The following is a 21,041-nucleotide window of genomic DNA, read 5'->3' as shown; positions in this document are numbered from 1 at the left end:
AATGTAGTTTGTGCATGTTTCGGCGATAACATGCGGAAAGCATGTATATAAAATGAAAAGTTCGCATACAATGATGATTATTTCCATCAGAGGTGATCTCATGCTGAACAGCGAACATATTAATCTTATTCAAAGGGCGCTTGACGCAACAGCCAACGAGCTGAAGGAGCTCGGGGCTGATTTGTCTCCGTCTGTGATGTCGCATGCGCAAAATGATTTAGAAAAAGCGGTGGAACATATTTTTTCAACAGACCATCCTTTTTTATCATCGCATGTGATCAATCGAAAGTAAGTAGCAAAAAACTTGGCTTTGCCAAGTTTTTTTATTGTATTCATCAGTAGGAAATGATATTATTGGTGGTCTGAATGTTGAATAGTTGGGGGTTGGAACTAGGTGACAACATCACGTTTGCCTTTTTCTTTAACGAAAACAAAGAATTTTTATGAAGAATTGAACAATTGGATTGGTGACGTGTTTTACGATATCCTTCCCGAAAAAGGGTTTGATCTTCGGGATGAGCAAGTATTTATGGCTTTTCAGCTGGAGCGGGCGTTTAAAGAGAAAAAAGTCATGTTTGCCGAAGCTGGAGTGGGAACGGGGAAAACGCTGGTTTATCTTCTTTTCGCGATCAGCTATGCAAGATATGTCGGCAAACCTGCCATTATCGCTTGTGCTGATGAAACATTAATCGAACAGCTAGTAAAAAAAGAGGGCGATATTTCAAAGCTGGCTGAGCATCTCGATCTGAAAATTGATACAAGGCTGTCGAAGTCACATGAGCAATATTTATGCTTAAAGAAGCTTGAAAAAACGATGCAGCGATCTGATGATGATAAATGGCTGGATCTTTATGAGTCGTTACCGTCATTTGTCCATGAATCACAGGCGATGCAGCGCTTTTATCCGTATGGCGACCGTAAGCAGTACGCTAATCTATCGAATGAAGAATGGTCTGAAGTAAGCTACGACTCGTTTCAGGATTGTCTGACTTGTGATATGAGACACAGATGCGGTTTGACGCTTTCCAGAGATTATTACCGTAAGTCAACCGACTTGATCATTTGTTCTCATGATTTTTATATGGAGCATGTATGGACGGAAGAATCGCGCAAACGAGAGGGCCAGCTGCCGCTCTTGCCTGATCACAGTGCAGTTGTATTTGATGAAGGGCATCTGTTAGAGTTTGCTGCACAAAAAGCATTAACCTACAGAGTGAAGCAGTCTACTCTTGAATTGTTTTTGGAACGTTTGCTTCAAAATGACATCAGAGAAGAGTTTGCTGAACTGATTGAAGATGCGCTTGCTGCAAACGATGAATTTTTCTATGTTCTCTCTGAAGAATCAAAAGAAGTAGCTGGTTCACACCGTTTAGAAATAAAAAATGACCAGCGTGTCAAAAAGGCGGCGGACGAGCTTTGCCGTTTGCTTGATAAAATCGGTGAGGCTCTCGTGTTCGAGTCTGAGATGTACACGATTGATCAATACGAGCTGTCAGTTGTGGAAGAATATGTTGAACAAATGGCGTATTCATTATCTCTATATCAAAAGGATGCGATCAGCTGGCTGGAGAAAAAGGAAGCAGAATCAACCTTTGTTGTAATGCCGAGAACGGTAGCGGAAGTGCTGGGCGAAAAAGTGTTTTCTAAGAAAATTCCTTATATCTTTTCTTCTGCTACGCTGTCAGAAGGCGGTTCGTTTGATTATATTGCTGACAGTCTGGGGATTCACGATTATTTGTCGTTAACCGTTGATTCTCCTTATGATTATGACGAGCAAATGACCGTTAATCTATATGCAAAAACAGAGATGACGGCTGAACAAAAAACGGCTGAAACAATTAAAACAATCAAGCGTTATAAAGGCAGAACGCTAGTGCTTTTCCCTTCTTTTGAGGAATTAAACGAATTTAAGAAGCTGTCGGCGGCTTGGGAGCTGCCGTATCCGATTTTCTTTGAAGGTGATGAAGAAATCAGCAGCTTAGTGGAGAAGTTCCAAGAGGAAGAGGAAACAGTACTTTGTTCGGTTCACTTATGGGAAGGACTCGATATTCCTGGTGACGCATTGAAGAATGTTACCATTTGGTCATTGCCATTCCCGCCTCATGATCCTGTATTTACAGCGAAACGCAACGGGGCGAAAAAAGATCCGTTTGAAGAAGTTGATCTGCCATATATGTTATTACGCGTACGGCAGGGCATCGGGCGTCTGATTCGTTCGAATCAAGACAGTGGCTCGATTCACATTTACGCTGGCGGAGAAAATGAACGCATCATGAACGAGGTCAGCAAGGTCTTGCCTGTTGAACCGCATATGATGTAATAGAAAAAAGCTGACGATCGTGTTCGTCAGCTTTTTTGATTTGTCAGCGGGATAACCAGCCGCCGTCAACTGCTAATATATGCCCATTTACATAATCTGAAGCACGCGATGCCAAAAAGACTGCAGTCCCGCCGATATCATCCGCTTTGCCCCAGCGGCCGGCAGGGATTCTCTTTAAAATGTCCTCATTCCGCTTTTCATCATCCCGAATAGGCTGTGTATTCGCTGTAGAAATATAGCCAGGGGCGATGGCGTTAACCTGAACACCGGACGCTGCCCACTCATTTGCAAATGATTTTGTCAAACCGGCAACCGCGTGTTTGCTCGCTGTATAAGCGGGAACGAGGATACCGCCTTGAAAAGACAGGAGAGAGGCGATATTAATAATCTTTCCATAACCTCTTTTCAGCATGTGGCTGCCTGCCAGCTGTGTCAGAATAAACAAGCTGTTTAGATTGACATTCAGTACGTGATGCCAGTTCTCTTCTGCAAAATGTTCCGCTTTTTCCCGGTGAATAATGCCGGCATTATTGACAAGGATGTCGATCTGCCGGTTTTCAAACAGCTCAGCTGCAGAATCCTTTATTGCTTCTGGCTTGCTCATATCCAATGTAAAAGATGTAAACGTTCGGCCTTCCTGTTCTACAAGCTGCTGTGTTTCAGACAGACTGCTTTTATGTGATGTGCCGATAATATCAGCGCCAGCTCCGGCCAGCGCTTTGGCAATTCCTTGACCGATTCCCGTTCCCGGCCCTGTTACCAGTGCTGTTTTTCCTTCTAATGAAAAGGCGTCATGTAGATAACTCATTCTATTTCAGCCCATCCATCGGAACGACATCCATGTCCGTGAATGTGTAGTTTTCTCCAGCCATCGCCCACACAAAGCTGTAGTTTGATGTTCCTGCACCAGAGTGAATAGACCAGGCAGGAGAAAGGACAGCCTGCTCATTTCCGACAACTAGATGGCGTGTTTCGTCCGGCTGGCCCATGAAGTGAAACACCTTCGAATCCTTCTCAAGATCAAGGTAAAGATAAGCCTCCATCCGGCGGTCATGGACATGTGCAGGCATGGTGTTCCAGTTGTTGTTTGGATCTAGCATCGTAATTCCCATCATAAGCTGACAGCTTTTAATGCCATCTTGATGAATGACTTTGTACAGGCTTCTGACATTAGACGCTGCATCATCGCCTAGGCGGTCCGGTGTCAGTTCAGAAAGTGCGGCTTTTTGCGTCGGATAGCTTTGATGCGCACAAGCGGAGACGAAGTAAAATTTAGCTTGTTCTCCGTTCAGACTTGTAAATGCTACATCTTGATTGCCCATTCCGATATAGAGAAAATCCTTTGTCTGGAGCACATATTCATCATCACCGACCCTAACAGCGCCAGGCTGGCCGACATTAATAATCCCGATTTCACGCCGTTCCAGAAAAAAGTCTGTTTTAAGGAAATCTCCGGCGTCAAGCTTCAGTTCACTTTGCCCTGGAGCCGCACCGCCGATGACAACCCGGTCTTCATGCGAGTAATACATCGTCAGTTTGTTTTCCGTAAATAAAGTATCCATTAAGAAATGACTGCGAAGCTCCTCTGTTGTAAAGCGCTTTACTTGTTCAGGGTGTACAGAATAACGATTTTCCATTATATTTCCCCCTTGGTTAGGATTTCGGCCTCACTTGAATGAAAATATTTTGGTAACGGTTTCAAAGAAAATTTTAGGATAAATAGCGAAAAGAGTCAACGGGAAAATTGTGAATAAGCACATTATTAAAAAAACTCTTTCCTATTTTAAAAAATATGGTATTCTTTTGTTGTAACGGTTTTGAAATCGGTTTCAAATATATGAGATACAGGAGCACTTGAATGAAAAAGAAAACAACAGGCCATACGACCATCAAAGACGTAGCTGAATATGCAGGAGTTTCGAAATCGACAGTTTCCCGCTATATCAACGGAAAAATTGATGCGATTTCTCCTGAAAAAGTGAAAAACATTAAAAAGGCAATTGCAGAATTGAATTATCGGCCAAGTAAAATGGCGCAAGGTTTGAAAATAAAAAAAAGCAAATTAATCGGTTTTGTTGTAGCTGACATTACAAATCCTTTTTCGGTTGCGGCTTTCAGGGGAGTCGAAGAGGTTTGTGATCAATTTGGCTACAGCATTATGGTGTGCAACACAGATAACAGTCCTGAAAAAGAGCGGGAAATGCTCTTAAAGCTTGAAGCCCATTCGGTTGAAGGGCTCATTTTAAACGCAACCGGAGAAAACAAGGATGTACTGCACGCCTTTTCTGAACAGCAAATTCCAACGATATTAATTGACCGGAAACTCCCGGATCTGAAACTGGATACGGTAACGACTGACAATAGAAGGATTACAAAAGAGATTCTTCAGAAGATTTACAGTAAAGGGTACACTGATGTCGCGCTGTTTACCGAACCAATTTCATCAATCAGCCCTCGTGCAGAAAGAGCAGCTGTGTACCAGGAAATGGCTTCGGCCCAAAATACGAACGGGCTTGTCAGAATGTATGAAATTGACGTGAAAAACAAGGAGCAGCTTAAGGCGGCGCTTCGTTCTTTTCACAAGGAGATGCCGGGGCAAAAAAAAGCGATTCTGGCTTTGAACGGCTTAATTATGCTGAAAATCATCAGCTGTATGGAAGAGCTTGGTCTGCGCATCCCTCAAGATATAGGGATTGCTGGGTTCGATGATACGGAATGGTATAAACTGATCGGTCCGGGCATTACAACGATCGCCCAGCCGTCACATGATATGGGCAGGACGGCGATGGAACGTGTATTAAAAAGGATTGAAGGTGACAAGGGAGCGCCTCAAACCATTGAATTAGAGGCAGAAGTCATCATGAGACAGTCACTTTAATCCTAGGTGCCCTCAACTAAGAGGAGGTTGGGAAGAAATGAAGCTTGATGCGGTGACATTCGGGGAATCGATGGCCATGTTTTACGCAAATGAGTATGGAGGCCTTCATGAAGTATCCACTTTTTCTAAAGGGCTGGCCGGAGCAGAAAGCAATGTCGCTTGCGGCCTGGCCAGACTCGGATTTCAGATGGGATGGATGAGCAAGGTTGGAAATGATCAGCTCGGAACATTTATTTTACAGGAGCTTAAAAAAGAGGGAGTGGATGTGTCCCGTGTGATCCGCTCGCAGGACGGAAATCCAACCGGTCTGCTGCTGAAGTCAAAAGTGAAAGAAGGAGATCCGCAAGTTACCTATTACAGAAAAAACTCAGCTGCAAGCACATTAACTTCTGCTGAATATCCGAGAGATTATTTTCAATCCGCTGGCCATTTGCATGTCACAGGCATTCCGCCTGCTTTGTCAGCCGATATGAAAGACTTCACGTATCATGTAATGAACGACATGAGAAACGCCGGGAGGACGATTTCAATCGATCCCAATTTGAGGCCATCGCTTTGGCCTGATCAAGCAACAATGGTACACACAATCAATGATTTGGCTGGGCTTGCAGATTGGTTTTTCCCCGGGATCGCAGAGGGAGAGCTATTGACCGGAGAAAAAACACCTGAAGGCATTGCCAACTATTATCTGAAAAAAGGTGTAAGCTTTGTCGCTATTAAACTCGGAAAAGAAGGTGCTTACTTTAAAACGAGAACAAGTGAAGGATTTGCAGAAGGCTTCCGGGTCGATCGGGTGGTTGATACAGTCGGTGCCGGAGACGGATTTGCAGTCGGGGTGATCAGCGGAATCCTTGACGGATTGTCGTACAAGGATGCGGTGCAACGGGGAAATGCGATTGGCGCTTTGCAAGTTCAGGCACCGGGGGATATGGACGGCCTGCCAACCAGGGAGAAATTAGCTGCGTTTTTATCTGCTCAAAGAACGGTTTACCAAAAGAAAGGGGATTATTAATATGGAGTCTAAAATCGTTGAAAACCGTCTGAAAGAAGCAAGGCTGATTGCAGTCATTCGCTCAAAGGATACACAGGAGGCCTGTCAGCAGATTGAGAGTTTACTAGACAAAGGGATTCGTGCGGTTGAAGTGACTTATACGACGCCTGGGGCATCAGATATTATCAAATCCTTCAGTAATAGAGAAGATATCTTGATCGGCGCGGGCACGGTCATCACTGCGCAGCAAGCGGGAGAAGCTGCTGAGGCTGGCGCGCAGTTTATTGTCAGTCCGGGTTTTTCACCTGACCTAGCTGAACATCTTTCTTTTTTAAAAACACATTATATCCCCGGCGTATTGACTCCGAGCGAAATTATGGAAGCGCTGACATGCGGTTTTACTACATTGAAGCTATTCCCAAGCGGTGTGTTTGGCATCCCGTTTATGAAAAATTTAGCGGGTCCTTTCCCGCAGGTGACCTTTATTCCGACAGGCGGGATACATCCGTCTGAAGTGCCGGATTGGCTCAAAGCCGGAGCTGGTGCCGTTGGTGTCGGAAGCCAGCTGGGCAGCTGTTCAAAAGAGGATTTGCAGGCTGTTTTCCAAGTGTAAGGGATCATGTTTTTTCATAACCGGAGGATGGGAGAATCCACATATGAAAATCAAAGCGACAATTGAACGGGTACCTGGCGGAATGATGATTATTCCGCTGTTTCTGGGAGCGGCGCTCAATACGTTTGCACCTGGAACAGCGGAGTTCTTTGGAGGTTTTACGGGTGCTTTGATTACCGGAACGCTGCCGATACTGGGTGTTTTTATCTTTTGCGTAGGAGCGACGATTGATTTTCGTTCTTCAGGCTACATTGCAAGGAAAGGAATCACATTATTATTGGGGAAGGTCGGATTTGCGGCGCTGCTCGGCGTGATCGCAGCGCAATTTATACCTGATGAAGGCATACAATCCGGCTTTTTTGCAGGTCTTTCTGTTTTAGCCATTGTCGCGGTAATGAATGAAACGAACGGCGGCCTGTATTTGGCGCTCATGAACCATATGGGAAGAAAAGAGGATGCGGGCGCTTTCGCATTTATCAGTACAGAATCAGGTCCTTTTATGACCATGGTGACGTTTGGTGTGACAGGACTTGCCGCTTTCCCATGGGAAACGCTGGCAGCGACCGTCATCCCATTTTTACTCGGCTGTATACTTGGAAATCTTGATCATGATCTCAGAGACTTATTCAGCAAGGTTGTGCCGGCGATCATCCCGTTTTTTGCCTTTTCGCTCGGCAACACCTTGAATTTTGGAATGCTGATCCAATCAGGGCTGCTTGGGATTTTTATCGGTGTTTCTGTCGTCATCTTATCGGGCAGCTCCTTATTTTTGCTTGATCGTTTTGTCGCGCGGGGAGACGGTGTGGCGGGTGTGGCGGCTTCTTCTACGGCGGGGGCGGCTGTAGCTGTGCCATACGCATTAGCAGAAGCGAATGCTTCGTTTGCACCAATTGCTGAATCGGCAACTGCAATCATAGCGACAAGCGTTATTGTTACCTCGCTATTAACCCCGCTTGCAACAGTGTGGGTGGATAAAAAAATCAATGATAAAAAGCGGAAAACACCGCCGCCAAAAAATCAAATGACAATCAACTGAACCCACAGAAGGCTGCCGTCCAAAATACCGGCAGCCTCTTATACAAACAATTTGACTTTCATACCCCCTTCCATTAGCCTGTAATGGAACGGCTAGAATAGGGAGGGAATGGATATGGAGATACATACATATGAAAAGGAATTTTTTGATCTTTTAAAAAGAATCTCACATTACAGTGAAGCAGTTGCTTTAATGCACTGGGACTCCAGAACAGGTGCGCCAAAAAACGGCTCAGAGGACCGTGCCGAAAGCATCGGCCAGCTTTCAACAGATATATTCAACATCCAGACGTCGGATCGGATGAAGGAGCTAATCGATGCTCTGTATGATCGATTTGATGACTTGTCTGAAGATACGAAAAAGGCAGTGGAGCTGGCGAAAAAAGAGTATGAAGAGAATAAAAAAATTCCTGAAGCTGAATACAAGGAATACGTAATTCTGTGTTCCAAGGCAGAAACTGCGTGGGAAGAAGCGAAAGGAAAATCTGATTTCAGCTTGTTTTCCCCTTATTTAGAACAGCTGATTGAATTCAATAAACGTTTTATTACGTATTGGGGTTATCAAGAACATCCTTATGATGCATTGCTTGATTTGTTTGAGCCGGGTGTTACGGTAAAGGTGCTTGATCAGCTGTTTTCCGAGCTCAAGGAAGCGATTATTCCTCTTGTTAAACAGGTGACAGCTTCAGAAAATAAACCAGATACAAGCTTTATCACAAAAGCGTTCCCGAAAGAAAAGCAAAAAGAGCTTAGTCTGTATTTTTTACAGGAGCTTGGCTACGATTTTGATGGCGGACGGCTTGATGAAACTGTTCATCCATTTGCGACCACGATGAACCGCGGAGACGTTCGGGTCACGACGAGATACGATGAAAAAGATTTTCGTACGGCGATCTTTGGCACCATTCATGAGTGCGGTCACGCGGTATACGAGCAAAATATTGACGAGGCACTGAGCGGGACGAACTTATCAGACGGTGCATCAATGGGAATCCATGAATCTCAATCATTATTTTACGAGAATTTTATCGGCCGCAACAAGCATTTTTGGACACCGTACTATAAGAAGATTCAAGAAGCATCACCTGAACAGTTCAAGGACATCTCTCTGGATGATTTTGTCCGGGCAATCAATGAATCAAAACCTTCATTTATCAGGGTTGAAGCGGATGAATTAACGTATCCTCTTCATATTATCATCCGATATGAAATTGAAAAAGCGATTTTCAGCAATGAAGTGTCAGTGGAAGAACTGCCATCGCTTTGGAATCAAAAATACCAGGATTATTTAGGGATTACACCGCAGACAGACGCAGAGGGAATTTTACAGGACGTCCATTGGGCAGGAGGAGATTTCGGCTACTTCCCATCCTATGCGCTCGGTTACATGTATGCAGCTCAGCTGAAACAAAAAATGCTTGAGGATCTTCCTGAATTTGACACTCTCTTGGAAAGAGGGGAATTTCATCCGATAAAGCAGTGGCTGACGGAAAAGGTGCACATTCACGGAAAACGGAAAAAGCCGTTAGACATTATTAAAGATGCAACAGGAGAAGAGCTGAATGTACGCTATTTGATCGACTATTTGTCAAGCAAATATTCAAATCTCTATCTGTCGTAATCAAAAGCCTGGCGGCCCGTCCGTCAGGCTCTTTTAGATTGGAATCCCTTGAAAGACGAATGATGTTTCGGAAAATGAAAATAAAGTTCGGGAATTTTCATTTTCCGTCTATGCAAGAGATGAGAATCTTGATATAATTTATTACAATATCATAGGAACACTCATATAATCGCGTGGATATGGCACGCAAGTTTCTACCGGGCACCGTAAATGTCCGACTATGAGTGAGCAATGAGACCGCATCTGTACGGTTTTTTGTTATATCAGCATTGCTTGCTCTTTTTTTGAGCGGGCAATGCTTTTTTTATTCTCATAACGGAGGTAAGACAGGATGGAAGCACTGAAACGGAAAATAGAGGAAGAAGGCGTCGTATTATCTGATCAGGTATTGAAAGTGGATTCTTTTTTGAATCACCAAATTGATCCATTGCTGATGCAGAAAGTCGGCGACGAATTTGCGGCCAGATTTGCAAAAGACGGTATTACTAAAATTGTGACAATCGAATCATCTGGAATCGCTCCCGCTGTGATGACAGGCTTGAAGCTGGGGGTGCCTGTTGTCTTTGCGAGAAAACATAAATCATTAACTCTCACCGACAACTTGCTGACAGCGTCTGTTTATTCCTTTACAAAGCAAACAGAAAGCCAAATCGCAGTCTCAGGAACCCACCTGTCGGATCAGGATCATGTACTGATTATCGATGATTTTTTGGCAAATGGACAAGCAGCACACGGACTCGTGTCGATTGTGAAGCAGGCGGGTGCGTCTATTGCGGGACTTGGCATTGTCATTGAAAAGTCTTTTCAGCCGGGAAGAGATGAACTTGTGAAGCTGGGCTATCGGGTGGAATCTTTGGCAAGAATTCAATCCCTGGAAGAAGGAAAAGTGTCCTTCGTACAGGAGGTTCATTCATGAAAAACGGATTTGGCAAAACGCTGTCTTTAGGGATACAGCATGTGCTCGCTATGTATGCCGGTGCCATTGTCGTTCCTTTGATTGTCGGAAAAGCAATGGGCCTTACTGTCGAACAGCTGACCTACTTGGTATCAATTGATATTTTTATGTGCGGTGTGGCAACACTTCTGCAAGTGTGGAGCAACCGATTTTTCGGGATTGGGCTTCCGGTTGTGCTTGGCTGTACATTTACAGCTGTATCGCCGATGATTGCAATTGGATCTGAATACGGGGTTTCAGCGGTTTACGGAAGTATTATCGCTTCAGGCATTCTTGTCATTCTGATTTCATTTTTCTTTGGAAAGCTCGTATCGTTTTTTCCGCCGGTCGTGACAGGCTCAGTTGTTACGATTATCGGTATTACACTGATGCCGGTAGCCATGAATAACATGGCCGGCGGTGAAGGAAGTGCAGATTTCGGAGATCTTTCCAATCTTGCTCTCGCCTTTATCGTTTTGAGTATCATTGTGCTTCTATACCGTTTTACGAAAGGCTTTATTAAGTCCATCTCGATATTGATCGGTATTTTGATTGGGACTTTTATTGCTTATTTTATGGGAAAAGTCCAATTTGATAACGTTTCGGACGCGGCAGTTGTTCAAATGATTCAGCCGTTTTACTTCGGAGCGCCGTCTTTTCATACAGCGCCTATTATTACGATGTCCATCGTTGCGATTGTCAGCCTTGTAGAATCAACGGGTGTTTACTTTGCCTTAGGTGACCTGACGAACCGCCGTCTGACAGAGAAGGATTTGTCTAAAGGCTATCGCGCTGAAGGGCTGGCTGTGCTGCTGGGCGGTATTTTTAACGCTTTTCCTTACACGGCATTTTCTCAAAATGTCGGACTTGTGCAGCTCACAGGAATAAAGAAAAATGCCGTCATTGTTGTCACGGGTGTGATCTTAATGGCATTTGGACTATTTCCGAAGATCGCTGCTTTCACGACCATTATTCCATCTGCTGTTTTGGGCGGGGCAATGGTGGCGATGTTTGGAATGGTGATCGCTTACGGAATCAAAATGCTAAGCCGCATTGATTTTGCAAAACAGGAAAATCTGCTGATCGTTGCCTGCTCAGTGGGTCTAGGTCTCGGTGTGACAGTTGTGCCGGATATTTTTAAGCAGCTTCCAAGCGCCTTAACGCTACTTACGACAAACGGAATTGTTGCCGGCAGCTTTACTGCAGTAGTCTTGAATATTGTATATAACGTATTCTCTAAAGCCAAAAAAACAGAACAAAAAGCTGACATCACTGAGCGAAAAACAGCAGTCTAACTCCGCCGCGGCGGAGTTTTTTGCATATAAAAAAGATCGTTGCGGCACAATGTATCAAAGAGGTGATCGCATGGCATTTATTTTATCCATCGGAACAAGTCTTCCTGCGTACGATGTAAACCAAGAGAAAGCGGCTGAGTTCGCCCGCAATATGTTTCAGTACTCCTTTAAGGATATTGACCGGCTGTTAACCTCCTTTAAAAACGGGCAAATCCACTCGAGACAATTTGTTAAGCCGATTGAATGGTATAAAGAGGATCACAGCTTTGAAGAAAAAAATCAAATATATATAGAAGAAACGCTTAAGCATAGCAGAGAGGCTGTTCGGGAGTGCCTCTCTCATCCTGAATTTCTTCAAGAAGCCATTCCTTATGAGAAAGTGGATGCTGTTTTTTTCGTCTCCAGCACGGGCCTTTCCACACCGAGCATCGAGGCGCGGCTCATGAATGAACTTCCGTTTTCTCCATATACAAAGCGGATTCCGCTTTGGGGGCTCGGCTGTGCAGGAGGAGCAAGCGGACTTGCGCGCGCAGCCGAATACTGCAAAGCGTATCCTGAAGCTTTCGTGCTCGTCATTGCTGCTGAGCTGTGCAGCCTGACTTTCCAACCGGAAGATAAAACGAAAAGCAATCTGATCGGCACCTCGCTTTTTGGCGACGGCATTGCTGCAGCATTATTATGCGGAGAGAAGGCGGACCGCAGGATGTCAAAACAGAAGCTTGTGCCGAAAATAACGGATTCCCAATCTGTTTTGATGAAACAATCAGAAGATGTCATGGGCTGGGATTTTACTGATCAAGGATTCAAAGTCATTTTCTCAAGAGATATTCCGACTTTGGTGGAAAAATGGCTCAAAACAAATGTACAGGTTTTTTTGGACAAACATCAGCTGTCATTCAGTGATATCAGTGTTTTTTTAGCGCATCCAGGCGGAAAAAAAGTGATCGATGCCTACATCAAAAGTCTTGAGCTGTCACCAGAAAAGCTTTCATCTGCACAAAGCATATTGCAAAAGCACGGAAATATGTCTTCAGCCACAATATTGTATGTGATCAAAGAACATCTGCTGGACGGACATAAAAAGGAAGCAGAACGGGGACTGATTGGCGCATTAGGGCCGGGATTTTCATCAGAGCTGCTGTTATTCAGCTGGGGAAAGGGGGCTTGATTCATGTTTTGGTTTTTGATCGTCATTCTCATTACTCAAAGAGTGGCTGAAATGGCAGTAGCCAGACAAAACGAACAAAAAGTAAAGAAACAAGGGGCGATTGAATTCGGCGAGAGCCACTATCCGTATATCATCATCATGCATATCCTTTTTTTCTTGTCTTTAATTGCGGAAGTGCTGCTGATGAACAAACAGCCGTCAAGCTGGTGGATTGGTATCGCTGCTGCTATTTTATGCGTGCAAGCAGTACGGTATTGGGCACTTTGTTCCTTAGGAGCATATTGGAATACGAAAATTCTTGTCGTTCCAGGGGCAGAGCTTGTAAAAAAAGGCCCTTATAAATGGATAAAGCATCCAAACTATACCGTTGTTATATTAGAAATCTTATTGATTCCGCTGCTGTATCAAGCCTACGTCACCATGTGTCTGTTTTCCCTTGTCAATGCCGTGTTGTTAACTGTCAGGATACGTACAGAAGACAAGGCATTAGAGGAATACAGTATAAAATAGAGATTGAAAATCATTCTCACCCATGTTAAAATGAATTTGAAAAAGATTCTCAATCAGGATGGTGAAGCAAATGACAATGCTATTTTTGCTTGGGGCGGTTTGTACATATAGTATACTAATTGGTTTTGTATTAAAAGGAATTTCAAATAAATCTGTTTAATCAATCTGGAACTTGTCAAAGTTGCAGATTTTCTTTTATAAAGGCTGCCATATGGCGGCTTTTTTCTATTATCTTAAAGAAATTTGGATCATTCTTGTGTAAAATGAAAGAGAATGTATTCAGATCTTTCGAAAAAGATTCACAATTGAAACGGCACAAAGGGGTTCAGATTTATGACAGAACATAACAGAGAAGAGCTTTTACACAAAACAGGGGAACTTTATAAGCGGTTGATCGAGAATCAAGATGAACAAAGAGCTGCTAAACTGGCTGCAGTCATGAAAAAAGCGGCAGATGAAGAGGTTTATATCGCGTTTACCGGGCATTATTCAGCGGGAAAATCATCACTGCTGAACTGCCTGTTAATGGAGAATATATTGCCGACAAGCCCGATCCCAACAAGTGCTAACCTTGTTGTGATCAGAAACGGGGAAAAGCATGTTCGGCTCCATACAACAGACGGAGCATGCGCTGAGCTGGAGGGGGCTTATCAGAAAGACAAGGTGCAGCAATATTGCAAAGATGGAGAGCAAATTGAAAGCATTGAAATTTTTGACCGGTATACTGAGATCGATTCAGGGGTTGCGTATATTGATACCCCTGGGATTGATTCAACAGATGATGCCCATTTTCTATCGGCGGCGTCTATCCTCCATCAGGCGGATGCGCTGTTTTACGTCGTTCACTATAATCATGTGCACTCAGAGGAAAATGTAAAGTTCCTCAGATCGATAAAAGAAAGCATTCCGAATGTGTATTTTATCGTCAATCAAATTGACCGCCACGATGAGACGGAGACACACTTTAAAGACTATAAAGCACAGGTAGAGGAGATGCTTTGCAATGAAGGCATTTCAAAGGGAGCGCTCTATTTTACGTCAGTGACAGAGCCGAACCACCCGTTTAATCAGCTTGAGATCTTGAGAGAAGAATTAAAAAGAATAGAACAGCAATCAAAAAGCAATATGCAGGCTTTAACAAAACAAAAAGTCCGCAATCTGCTGAAGGAACATACGGAAATGCTTTTGAAAGACGAAACAGATGGTCCAAGCTTCGCTGAACAGCTTGACACACAAACTGAACGGGTCCAATCGCTCCATGATCAATTGGATGAGGCGGCGAAACAAGCGACAAAGGCAGAAAACAGGATGCAGGAAGAAATCAATCGCATTTTAAAAAACGCCAACCTGACGCCCTTTGAAATGCGTGAGCTGGCATCTGCATTCCTAGAATCGCGAGAGCCTTCTTTTAAAACCGGTTTTTTCTTTTCTAAAGCAAAAACTGCACAGGAAAGAGATAGAAGAAAGAATGCTTTTTTCTCTGATGTGAAAAAACGAACAGAGGCCGAAGCGGATTGGCACATAATAGACTCGTTCCATAAACTCGCCAAGGCATTTGATATTCATACAGCTGAAAGTGAAAAGCTGATTCAGGCCTATCACACTCCGCTTGAAATTGACATCATTGAGCACGCAGTCAAGCATGGGGCAGCTTTTTCCTCAGAATATGTATTGCAATATACAAAAGACTTGGCAGAGCTCATCCGCAAAGAGGCGAAAAGGAAAGCGGCAGATATCATAAAGGAGCTTACCGAGATGGTGAAAGCGTGTGTTTCCAAAGACTTGCAAACGATCAATGGCCGGCTCATACAGGAAACAGAAAAACTCGCCCTTCTCGAAGAACAGGCCCGTTTAGAGAATAATGCCCGCGAGAAAGCTGATCGCATATGGGCTGTTTGGGAAGAGGAGTCCGCATGCCCAATGCACATAGACACCGACTGGTTTAAAATGAAGAAAAAAACAGTGGCGGCTCCGGAACAGAAACGAAGCCAAGGCCAGCAGACGCAGCAGATGATGCGGAAACCAGAAACCAAAATGGAGCAAGAACTGCCGCTTCAAGACCAGATCGAACGCTTTCACACTTTGTCTGACCTTTTAGGTGAATACAGCATGTTGTCAAAGCAAACTTCAGCCTTTCGGGAAAGGATTAAAAGGCTAGAGGAACGGAAGTTTACACTTGCTCTTTTTGGAGGCTTCAGCTCGGGGAAATCATCATTTGCCAATGCGCTTGTCGGTGAAAGGGTGCTGCCGTCCTCGCCAACGCCAACCACAGCCACAATTAACAAAATCACAAAACCAACCAATGGCAACATCAACAAAACAGCGGATGTGGTATTTAAGACGGAGGAAGACATAACGGCTGACATTATGCAGCTCACCGGAATACAAAAAGAACCAGCAGGCCGTTCTTTCACAGAGAAGTGGGAAAAGGCAGTCAAAAAAAGCCGGCTGCAGGAAGAACACATCAAATTTATCAGCAACTTCCTGTTTGCATACGAAAAGTATAAGCAATATATACAGGAACAAAAGAAATTAACGATTCCGCTGTCTGAATTAAAACCGTATGTGGCAGAAGAGTCAACAGCCTGCGCTGTGAAAGAGGTAACAGTCTATTATGCATGCCAGCTTACTGAAAAAGGGATTACAATCGTTGATACGCCTGGTGCGAGCAGTATGAATAAACGGCATACAGAGCTGGCATACCAATATATTAAAGATGCCGACGCGTTTTTTTATATGACCTATTACCAGCATTCCTTTTCGAAAGGTGACCGTTCATTTTTGCGAAAGCTCGGGCTTGTAAAAGAATCACTCAGCATGGATAAAATGTTTTTCGTCATTAATGCAGCGGACCTTGCGAAAGATAAGACAGAGCTCGAAACAGTGAGCGATTATGTCAGCGCAGAGCTTGTAAAAGAAGGGATCCATGATCCGCAGATCTTTACCGTATCTAGTAAGGAGGAACTGCTGAGAAAACCGGAATCATTTTATAACCAGTTCCCGAAAGTAAGAAAACACTTAGACCGGTTTATAGATGTGGATGTAAAAAAAGCGTCAGCTGCACAGCTCAGTTCGGAAGCAGACAAACTATGCGAAACGGTTTTCCAGCTTCACCAATCCCAGCATCAGTCTAAGGAAGAAAAGGAAGCGGAGAAACAGCGCATTATGCTGTCATTTGAGCGGACAGCAGCTGAGATCGAGAAGCGGCGGAACTCAGAAACCATCATTGAGAAAGTAAAAAAAGACACAAAAGAACAGCTTTATCACATTACACAGCGATTATCCTTCTTTGCAAATGATTTATTAAAATCGGCATTTCATCCCGGCCTTCAGAACGGGGAATGGAAAAAGAACGTCGGCAATGCGATGACAACCGCCTTACATGAATATCAGTTTGAATATGTTCAGGAAATCAAAACGCTTGATGTTCGCATGAGCGGTTTCATCGAGCGACATATTGCCGAAGAGTGGCTGGAAAGCTTTCAAAAAACATTAAATGAGGATGGTTATTTTTCCATTTATGCAGGTGAGCAGCATTCGAACGGCATACAGCTTAAGGAAGTTGAACCTGAATTAGATGAACGTGCCTTTGAGCAGGAACAAAAAGAGATCAAATCACCGAAGCAGTTTTTTGAACAGAAAGGAAAAGCGGCCTTCATCGAAGCTGTACGGATGAAACTCACGAAAATCACCGAGGCTTGGGTGAAAAATGAAGAAGAAAGCCTTATCTCTCATTACACAGATCATCTCAGGCGTTTACAGGAGGATATGGCTGAAAAAGCAATTGAACAAATAAAGGATCAAAAAGATACGTATATAGGAGGATATGGGGAAGGGGAACATGCGAATGAGGTTGAAAAGGCATATCAAGCATGTATCTTCTGGCAAAGATCAGACAATACAATAAAAACGTAAAATTCAGTTGGCTTGTATTTCAAGTCGTGATAGACTAAATAGAAAAAAGCGAGATGAACGATTCATGTCAGAGGTACATAAAGCAATTTCAGCACATTCATCAAAACAGCACGAGCATATCAAAGCATTTATGCGTCTTGAAAACATGCGTGAAATGGCCATTGAAGAAGCGGTTTCAAAATGCAAAAACGATGAGCCTTTTACTACAGATGCAATTAATGAAATTACCGAGCAGATCAATCAGCTCGCCAAAAAAGGCATCGTCCCGACAAGACGCCTTGTATCAAAAGAAATGGTCAAAGAATACGTAAGCCGTATGTAAGCTGGATGATCCTGTCGCGAGTGAATCTCCTGCCGGAAGCATATACTATATGTATCCGACGTAAGGGGGGATTCATGTTGGGCAGAACAAAACTGGGAAACAGAAATGCACAGGCGAATAACAATGCCAAAAAGAAAAACGGATTTCAAACCCATTTTGACTCTTACGCAGGACGCGAAGCTGAAAAGCTGATCGCCAGCAACAAAAGACACAACGACTGATGTTATTAAAACAGTATCTCTAATCGAAGAGATGCTGTTTTTTATTTTTCCGCTGCTTTATGGTAAAATAGAAAGAATGAAAGAAAAGGGAGTTAACTTATGAATAATAATAATAAACTATTGCTAGTTGACGGCATGGCTCTTTTATTCCGGGCGTTTTTTGCCACGGCCGTGCATCGTAACTTTATGATAAATGACAGCGGGGTGCCGACGAACGGCGTCAACGGATTTTTAAAGCATTTGATCACAGCTGTTGAAACATTCCAGCCGACACACGTCGTCTGCTGCTGGGACATGGGAAGCAAAACGTACCGAAATGACCTGTTCCAAGATTATAAGGCGAACCGCAGCGCACCGCCTGTGGAGCTGATCCCGCAGTTTGATTTGGCAAAGGAAGCGGCTGATGAGCTCGGTATCATGAATATCGGCTTTGCCGGGTATGAGGCGGATGATTGTATCGGAACCCTTGCCGCTTTGTTTGCGAATGAAGCTGACATTACGATTGTAACAGGGGACAGAGATTTACTTCAGCTGTTAACGGATAAAGTAAGCGTGGCTCTGCTCCAAAAAGGAATTGGAAATTATAAAGTCTATACAACAGAGACTTTTTATGAAGAAACAGGCGTCCTGCCGAAGGCTTTAATAGATATTAAAGCGCTTATGGGTGATTCCAGTGATAACTATCCTGGTGTCAAAGGAATTGGAGAAAAAACAGCCTACAAACTGATTCGTGAATACGAAACGATTGACCGGTTATTAGAAAATCTTTCTCTTCTTCCGAAGGGACAGCAGGGGAAAATTCAGCAAGGTTTGAGCGATTTGGAGATGTCGAGGAAGCTTGCGGAAATTCATTGCTCCGTGCCGCTGGTCTGCACATTAAAAGACGCTCTATTTACCCTGAAAATGGAGCAGGCGGCTGACATGCTTCGCCGCCACCAAATCAAAGGAATTGAGCGTATGCTCGAAAAACTGAACGCTAGAGAGATCGTGTAGATCTTCTCTAGCGTTTTGTGTTGCTTTTTTTGGCTCTTTCCTCAAGCTCTGTTTTAGGGTCGTTATGTGTATTGCCTTCCAGGTCGCCTTGCGGAGTCACACCGCCGGTCAGCCGGCCTTTATCTTTCTTTTTCATGTTTGTTCACCTCGTCATTAGGATGACCATTGATCGAGATTTAATTCTTATCATTCAGCCGAACTGCTTCTTTTGCCAGATGGTCGGCTTTTTGGTTTTGCTTGCCCGGTATCCATTTGATGAAAAAAAGAGGGAAGGCCGCTTTTAATCGGATGATTTCTTCCACATACGGGTGAAACGTTTTATTTTTAACCATTTCAAACTCAGCGGCCCGTTCCACAATATCTGAATCGGTTCGAAAGGAAACAGATTGATACCCGCGCTTTGCACATAGCTTCATCCCTTCAATTAACGCAATAAATTCCGCTTCCTGGTTTGTATGCATTCCGATTGGAATAGAGAAAGATTCTGCTTTTCCTTCATGTTTGATAAAAATGCCGATACCGGAAGGCCCGGGATTACCGGCACTTGCGCCGTCTACATATATTTCTGTAGGCATTATGAACCCCTTTCGTCATTCGGTATCATTTTTTTTGCTGCATAGGCATAAGGCAATGAAATCAAAGATACCGCAAACTTAATCAAATATGTAGAAATAAAAATATGAAGCCAAACGCCTGCAGGATAAATGCCGAAAAAAGCGACTCCAGTAAATATAAATGTATCAAACAGCTGGCTGACAGCTGTACTGCCGCCATTTCTGAGCCATAAAAGCCGATCAGAAGGAAATATCCTTCTAATTGCCGAATATACATAAACATCCAGCGTTTGGCTGAAGATAAAGGCAAGCAGACTTCCTAGCGCGACGCGTGGAAGGAATCCGAAAATCGTTTCCAGCGCTGTTTGTGATATGTCGCTGGAAGCCGGTTCGAAAAGCAGCACGCCCTGCATGACAAATGTCAGCGTCAGGAGTGTTGAGAATCCGAGCCATACCGCTTTTTTGGCTTCAGCCGGTCCGTATTTTTCATTCAGCACATCTGTCGCAAAAAAGATTGTGCCGTACATCACATTTCCGAGTGTTGCTGTTAAGCCAAACAGTTCGACTGTTTTGACGACTTGAAGGTTGGCGCAGACTGTCGCAAAACCGATCCAAACAAATAGTCCCATTTTGCCAAATCCTTTATAAAATAAAAGAACAATGATAAAATGAATGATCGCAAAAATGATCCAAAACGAATTATTAAACAAAATGAAAAAGCTTCCTTTCCGGGGTAAGAGTGGTTTGATTATAGCACAAGCCCGGCAACTAATGAATGGTAAGGTGATCGTAATGAAGCTCAGACCGCATATGAAAATAGAAGCAAAAGGGACGGGATCCGTCTCATTTTTGGGCGAAGACTGGCTGACAGCTCAGCAAGCACGTATGCTCGCCAGAGAACTTGGCCGTTTTCCATACATGAAAGAACTCGAGTTCGAAGACGAGAAAGGCGGCAGCTGGTCGCTGAAGGAATTAGAAAAGCTGACAGAGGAACTTGCTCAAGAGCCTGATGACATTACTGTTTACTTTGACGGCAGTTTCGATAAGGAGAGCGAACTGGCCGGACTCGGAATCGTCGTTTATTATTCATTGGGAGGAATCCGGCATCGCTTGAGAAAAAATAAAAGCTTCCGGCTGAAAACCAATAATGAAGCTGAATACGCGGCGCTTTATGAAGCAATAAGAGAAGTAAGAGAGCTTGGGGCAAGCAGAAATTCAATTACGATCAAAGGGGACTCACTTGTTGTGCTGAATCAGCTTGACGGCAGCTGGCCTTGCTATGATCCGTCTCATAATGAATGGCTGGACAAAATAGAGGCACTCCTTGAATCGCTGAAGCTTACTCCAACCTACGAAACCATACAGCGGAAAGACAACCAGGAAGCTGACGGCCTCGCTAAAAAAATTCTATCTCATCAATTCGTAGAAAGCCACACGAAATTAGACCGTAACGGAGATGACGAAATTGGATAAGAAAATGATTTTTAAAGAACTGACAGAACTGCACGATGAATATTGCAAGGACTGTTTTATTAAGAAGCAGTTTCGCAAAGAATTTGGCAAAACCTATGCGCATTCATTTTGTATTAATAAATGTACGGTTGGTGAAAAGCTGAAAGCATATGGAGATGTCTTAACCAACCACTAAAGAATAAAAACCGCAGAAGCTGC

Annotated in this window: 23 protein-coding genes and 1 riboswitch; of the genes, 18 read left to right on the top strand and 5 right to left on the bottom strand. The window is 43.7% G+C overall.

The genetic code is table 11. The annotated features are described in order from the left end of the window. Positions 1–100: 100 nt before the first annotated feature. Together M0696_RS10925 and M0696_RS10920 are read left to right on the top strand one after the other, a co-directional pair. On the top strand, positions 101–292 hold the full coding sequence (locus M0696_RS10925; RefSeq protein ID WP_166854644.1) for a hypothetical protein: 192 nt from the start codon (positions 101–103) through the stop codon (positions 290–292). A gap of 102 nt (positions 293–394) precedes the next feature. Further along, positions 395–2,320 carry an ATP-dependent DNA helicase gene (locus tag M0696_RS10920; RefSeq protein ID WP_222143042.1) on the top strand — a complete coding sequence of 642 codons (1,926 nt, stop codon included), beginning with the start codon at positions 395–397 and terminating at the stop codon, positions 2,318–2,320. 43 nt (positions 2,321–2,363) lie between these two features. Here M0696_RS10920 and kduD read toward each other — a convergent pair whose 3' ends face one another. Together kduD and kduI are read right to left on the bottom strand one after the other, a co-directional pair. Continuing rightward, entirely contained in the window at positions 2,364–3,128 is a 765-nt protein-coding gene (gene kduD, locus M0696_RS10915) for a 2-dehydro-3-deoxy-D-gluconate 5-dehydrogenase KduD (RefSeq protein ID WP_222143041.1), read from the bottom strand. 1 nt (position 3,129) lies between these two features. After that, the gene (kduI, locus tag M0696_RS10910; RefSeq protein WP_166851495.1) at positions 3,130–3,957 is read right to left on the bottom strand and encodes a 5-dehydro-4-deoxy-D-glucuronate isomerase; all 828 of its coding nucleotides are present in this window, start codon (positions 3,955–3,957) and stop codon (positions 3,130–3,132) included. 221 nt (positions 3,958–4,178) lie between these two features. Here kduI and kdgR point away from each other — a divergent pair, with 221 nt between their 5' ends. From kdgR to exnP, 14 genes are all read left to right on the top strand, one after another. Then, positions 4,179–5,198 carry a pectin utilization transcriptional regulator KdgR gene (gene kdgR / locus M0696_RS10905; protein ID WP_166851498.1) on the top strand — a complete coding sequence of 340 codons (1,020 nt, stop codon included), beginning with the start codon at positions 4,179–4,181 and terminating at the stop codon, positions 5,196–5,198. 37 nt (positions 5,199–5,235) lie between these two features. Next, complete coding sequence (kdgK, locus tag M0696_RS10900) at positions 5,236–6,210, top strand: 2-dehydro-3-deoxygluconokinase (RefSeq protein WP_248601953.1); 975 nt, start codon at positions 5,236–5,238, stop codon at positions 6,208–6,210. 1 nt (position 6,211) lies between these two features. Further along, positions 6,212–6,802 carry a bifunctional 4-hydroxy-2-oxoglutarate aldolase/2-dehydro-3-deoxy-phosphogluconate aldolase gene (eda, locus tag M0696_RS10895; RefSeq protein ID WP_166851503.1) on the top strand — a complete coding sequence of 197 codons (591 nt, stop codon included), beginning with the start codon at positions 6,212–6,214 and terminating at the stop codon, positions 6,800–6,802. A 43-nt stretch (positions 6,803–6,845) separates the two neighbouring features. Beyond that, the gene (gene kdgT / locus M0696_RS10890) at positions 6,846–7,838 is read left to right on the top strand and encodes a 2-keto-3-deoxygluconate transporter (RefSeq protein ID WP_166851506.1); all 993 of its coding nucleotides are present in this window, start codon (positions 6,846–6,848) and stop codon (positions 7,836–7,838) included. A gap of 114 nt (positions 7,839–7,952) precedes the next feature. Continuing rightward, positions 7,953–9,458 carry a carboxypeptidase gene (gene ypwA / locus M0696_RS10885; RefSeq protein ID WP_166851509.1) on the top strand — a complete coding sequence of 502 codons (1,506 nt, stop codon included), beginning with the start codon at positions 7,953–7,955 and terminating at the stop codon, positions 9,456–9,458. Between the two features lie 141 nt (positions 9,459–9,599). Further along, positions 9,600–9,699, top strand: a riboswitch (purine riboswitch). A 90-nt stretch (positions 9,700–9,789) separates the two neighbouring features. Next, positions 9,790–10,374 carry a xanthine phosphoribosyltransferase gene (gene xpt, locus M0696_RS10880; protein ID WP_166851512.1) on the top strand — a complete coding sequence of 195 codons (585 nt, stop codon included), beginning with the start codon at positions 9,790–9,792 and terminating at the stop codon, positions 10,372–10,374. Continuing rightward, complete coding sequence (pbuX, locus tag M0696_RS10875; RefSeq protein WP_166851515.1) at positions 10,371–11,687, top strand: xanthine permease PbuX; 1,317 nt, start codon at positions 10,371–10,373, stop codon at positions 11,685–11,687. Before xpt ends, pbuX begins: the two co-directional genes overlap by 4 nt. Positions 11,688–11,757: 70 nt before the next feature. After that, positions 11,758–12,855, top strand: coding sequence for a type III polyketide synthase (locus M0696_RS10870; protein WP_248601952.1), 1,098 nt, complete (start codon positions 11,758–11,760; stop codon positions 12,853–12,855). Between the two features lie 3 nt (positions 12,856–12,858). After that, the gene (locus tag M0696_RS10865) at positions 12,859–13,365 is read left to right on the top strand and encodes an isoprenylcysteine carboxyl methyltransferase family protein (protein WP_222143036.1); all 507 of its coding nucleotides are present in this window, start codon (positions 12,859–12,861) and stop codon (positions 13,363–13,365) included. Between the two features lie 70 nt (positions 13,366–13,435). Continuing rightward, entirely contained in the window at positions 13,436–13,525 is a 90-nt protein-coding gene (gene fbpC / locus M0696_RS10860) for a Fur-regulated basic protein FbpC (RefSeq protein WP_109491777.1), read from the top strand. 173 nt (positions 13,526–13,698) lie between these two features. Then, positions 13,699–17,280 (top strand): dynamin GTPase, encoded by a 3,582-nt coding sequence (dynA, locus tag M0696_RS10855; RefSeq protein ID WP_222143035.1) that lies wholly within the window; start codon positions 13,699–13,701, stop codon positions 17,278–17,280. 64 nt (positions 17,281–17,344) lie between these two features. Next, on the top strand, positions 17,345–17,602 hold the full coding sequence (locus M0696_RS10850; protein WP_166851525.1) for a YpbS family protein: 258 nt from the start codon (positions 17,345–17,347) through the stop codon (positions 17,600–17,602). A gap of 74 nt (positions 17,603–17,676) precedes the next feature. After that, entirely contained in the window at positions 17,677–17,823 is a 147-nt protein-coding gene (locus M0696_RS10845) for a hypothetical protein (RefSeq protein ID WP_003230761.1), read from the top strand. Positions 17,824–17,922: 99 nt separating this feature from the next. Next, positions 17,923–18,816, top strand: coding sequence for a 5'-3' exonuclease ExnP (gene exnP / locus M0696_RS10840; RefSeq protein ID WP_166851528.1), 894 nt, complete (start codon positions 17,923–17,925; stop codon positions 18,814–18,816). A gap of 7 nt (positions 18,817–18,823) precedes the next feature. Here the strand turns inward: exnP and sspL are convergent, their stop codons facing one another. From sspL to M0696_RS10825, 3 genes are read right to left on the bottom strand one after another with little or no spacing between them, the layout of a single operon-like run. Further along, complete coding sequence (sspL, locus tag M0696_RS10835) at positions 18,824–18,952, bottom strand: small, acid-soluble spore protein L (RefSeq protein WP_003218255.1); 129 nt, start codon at positions 18,950–18,952, stop codon at positions 18,824–18,826. A gap of 40 nt (positions 18,953–18,992) precedes the next feature. Beyond that, positions 18,993–19,391, bottom strand: coding sequence for a reverse transcriptase-like protein (locus M0696_RS10830; protein ID WP_166851531.1), 399 nt, complete (start codon positions 19,389–19,391; stop codon positions 18,993–18,995). Beyond that, positions 19,391–20,080: a queuosine precursor transporter gene (locus tag M0696_RS10825; protein ID WP_166851534.1), complete on the bottom strand. Its 690-nt coding sequence runs from the start codon at positions 20,078–20,080 to the stop codon at positions 19,391–19,393. Before M0696_RS10825 ends, M0696_RS10830 begins: the two co-directional genes overlap by 1 nt. 82 nt (positions 20,081–20,162) lie before the next feature. Between M0696_RS10825 and M0696_RS10820 the strand changes: the two genes are divergently transcribed. Both M0696_RS10820 and M0696_RS10815 read left to right on the top strand, forming a co-directional pair. Then, a complete protein-coding gene (locus M0696_RS10820) occupies positions 20,163–20,843 on the top strand; it encodes a ribonuclease H family protein (protein ID WP_166854645.1) in 681 nt (226 codons plus the stop codon). Continuing rightward, positions 20,836–21,018, top strand: coding sequence for a zinc-finger domain-containing protein (locus M0696_RS10815; protein WP_004397944.1), 183 nt, complete (start codon positions 20,836–20,838; stop codon positions 21,016–21,018). Before M0696_RS10820 ends, M0696_RS10815 begins: the two co-directional genes overlap by 8 nt. Positions 21,019–21,041: the final 23 nt, after the last annotated feature.

Origin of the sequence: Bacillus rugosus (assembly GCF_023238245.1) — a bacterium.
In the GTDB taxonomy this organism is placed as follows: domain Bacteria; phylum Bacillota; class Bacilli; order Bacillales; family Bacillaceae; genus Bacillus; species Bacillus rugosus.
The sequence above is the reverse complement of the archived record's forward strand: the minus strand, read 5'-3'. Positions and strand labels throughout refer to the sequence as shown.

Excerpts from the sequence above, each read along its gene's own strand:
- M0696_RS10925 (WP_166854644.1), top strand. The coding sequence starts at position 101 with ATGCTGAACAGCGAACATATTAATCTTATTCAAAGGGCGCTTGACGCA.
- kduD (WP_222143041.1), bottom strand. The coding sequence starts at position 3,128 with ATGAGTTATCTACATGACGCCTTTTCATTAGAAGGAAAAACAGCACTG.
- kduI (WP_166851495.1), bottom strand. The coding sequence starts at position 3,957 with ATGGAAAATCGTTATTCTGTACACCCTGAACAAGTAAAGCGCTTTACA.
- kdgR (WP_166851498.1), top strand. The coding sequence starts at position 4,179 with ATGAAAAAGAAAACAACAGGCCATACGACCATCAAAGACGTAGCTGAA.
- kdgK (WP_248601953.1), top strand. The coding sequence starts at position 5,236 with ATGAAGCTTGATGCGGTGACATTCGGGGAATCGATGGCCATGTTTTAC.
- eda (WP_166851503.1), top strand. The coding sequence starts at position 6,212 with ATGGAGTCTAAAATCGTTGAAAACCGTCTGAAAGAAGCAAGGCTGATT.
- kdgT (WP_166851506.1), top strand. The coding sequence starts at position 6,846 with ATGAAAATCAAAGCGACAATTGAACGGGTACCTGGCGGAATGATGATT.
- ypwA (WP_166851509.1), top strand. The coding sequence starts at position 7,953 with ATGGAGATACATACATATGAAAAGGAATTTTTTGATCTTTTAAAAAGA.
- xpt (WP_166851512.1), top strand. The coding sequence starts at position 9,790 with ATGGAAGCACTGAAACGGAAAATAGAGGAAGAAGGCGTCGTATTATCT.
- pbuX (WP_166851515.1), top strand. The coding sequence starts at position 10,371 with ATGAAAAACGGATTTGGCAAAACGCTGTCTTTAGGGATACAGCATGTG.
- M0696_RS10870 (WP_248601952.1), top strand. The coding sequence starts at position 11,758 with ATGGCATTTATTTTATCCATCGGAACAAGTCTTCCTGCGTACGATGTA.
- M0696_RS10865 (WP_222143036.1), top strand. The coding sequence starts at position 12,859 with ATGTTTTGGTTTTTGATCGTCATTCTCATTACTCAAAGAGTGGCTGAA.
- fbpC (WP_109491777.1), top strand. The coding sequence starts at position 13,436 with ATGACAATGCTATTTTTGCTTGGGGCGGTTTGTACATATAGTATACTA.
- dynA (WP_222143035.1), top strand. The coding sequence starts at position 13,699 with ATGACAGAACATAACAGAGAAGAGCTTTTACACAAAACAGGGGAACTT.
- M0696_RS10850 (WP_166851525.1), top strand. The coding sequence starts at position 17,345 with ATGTCAGAGGTACATAAAGCAATTTCAGCACATTCATCAAAACAGCAC.
- M0696_RS10845 (WP_003230761.1), top strand. The coding sequence starts at position 17,677 with ATGTTGGGCAGAACAAAACTGGGAAACAGAAATGCACAGGCGAATAAC.
- exnP (WP_166851528.1), top strand. The coding sequence starts at position 17,923 with ATGAATAATAATAATAAACTATTGCTAGTTGACGGCATGGCTCTTTTA.
- sspL (WP_003218255.1), bottom strand. The coding sequence starts at position 18,952 with ATGAAAAAGAAAGATAAAGGCCGGCTGACCGGCGGTGTGACTCCGCAA.
- M0696_RS10830 (WP_166851531.1), bottom strand. The coding sequence starts at position 19,391 with ATGCCTACAGAAATATATGTAGACGGCGCAAGTGCCGGTAATCCCGGG.
- M0696_RS10820 (WP_166854645.1), top strand. The coding sequence starts at position 20,163 with ATGAAGCTCAGACCGCATATGAAAATAGAAGCAAAAGGGACGGGATCC.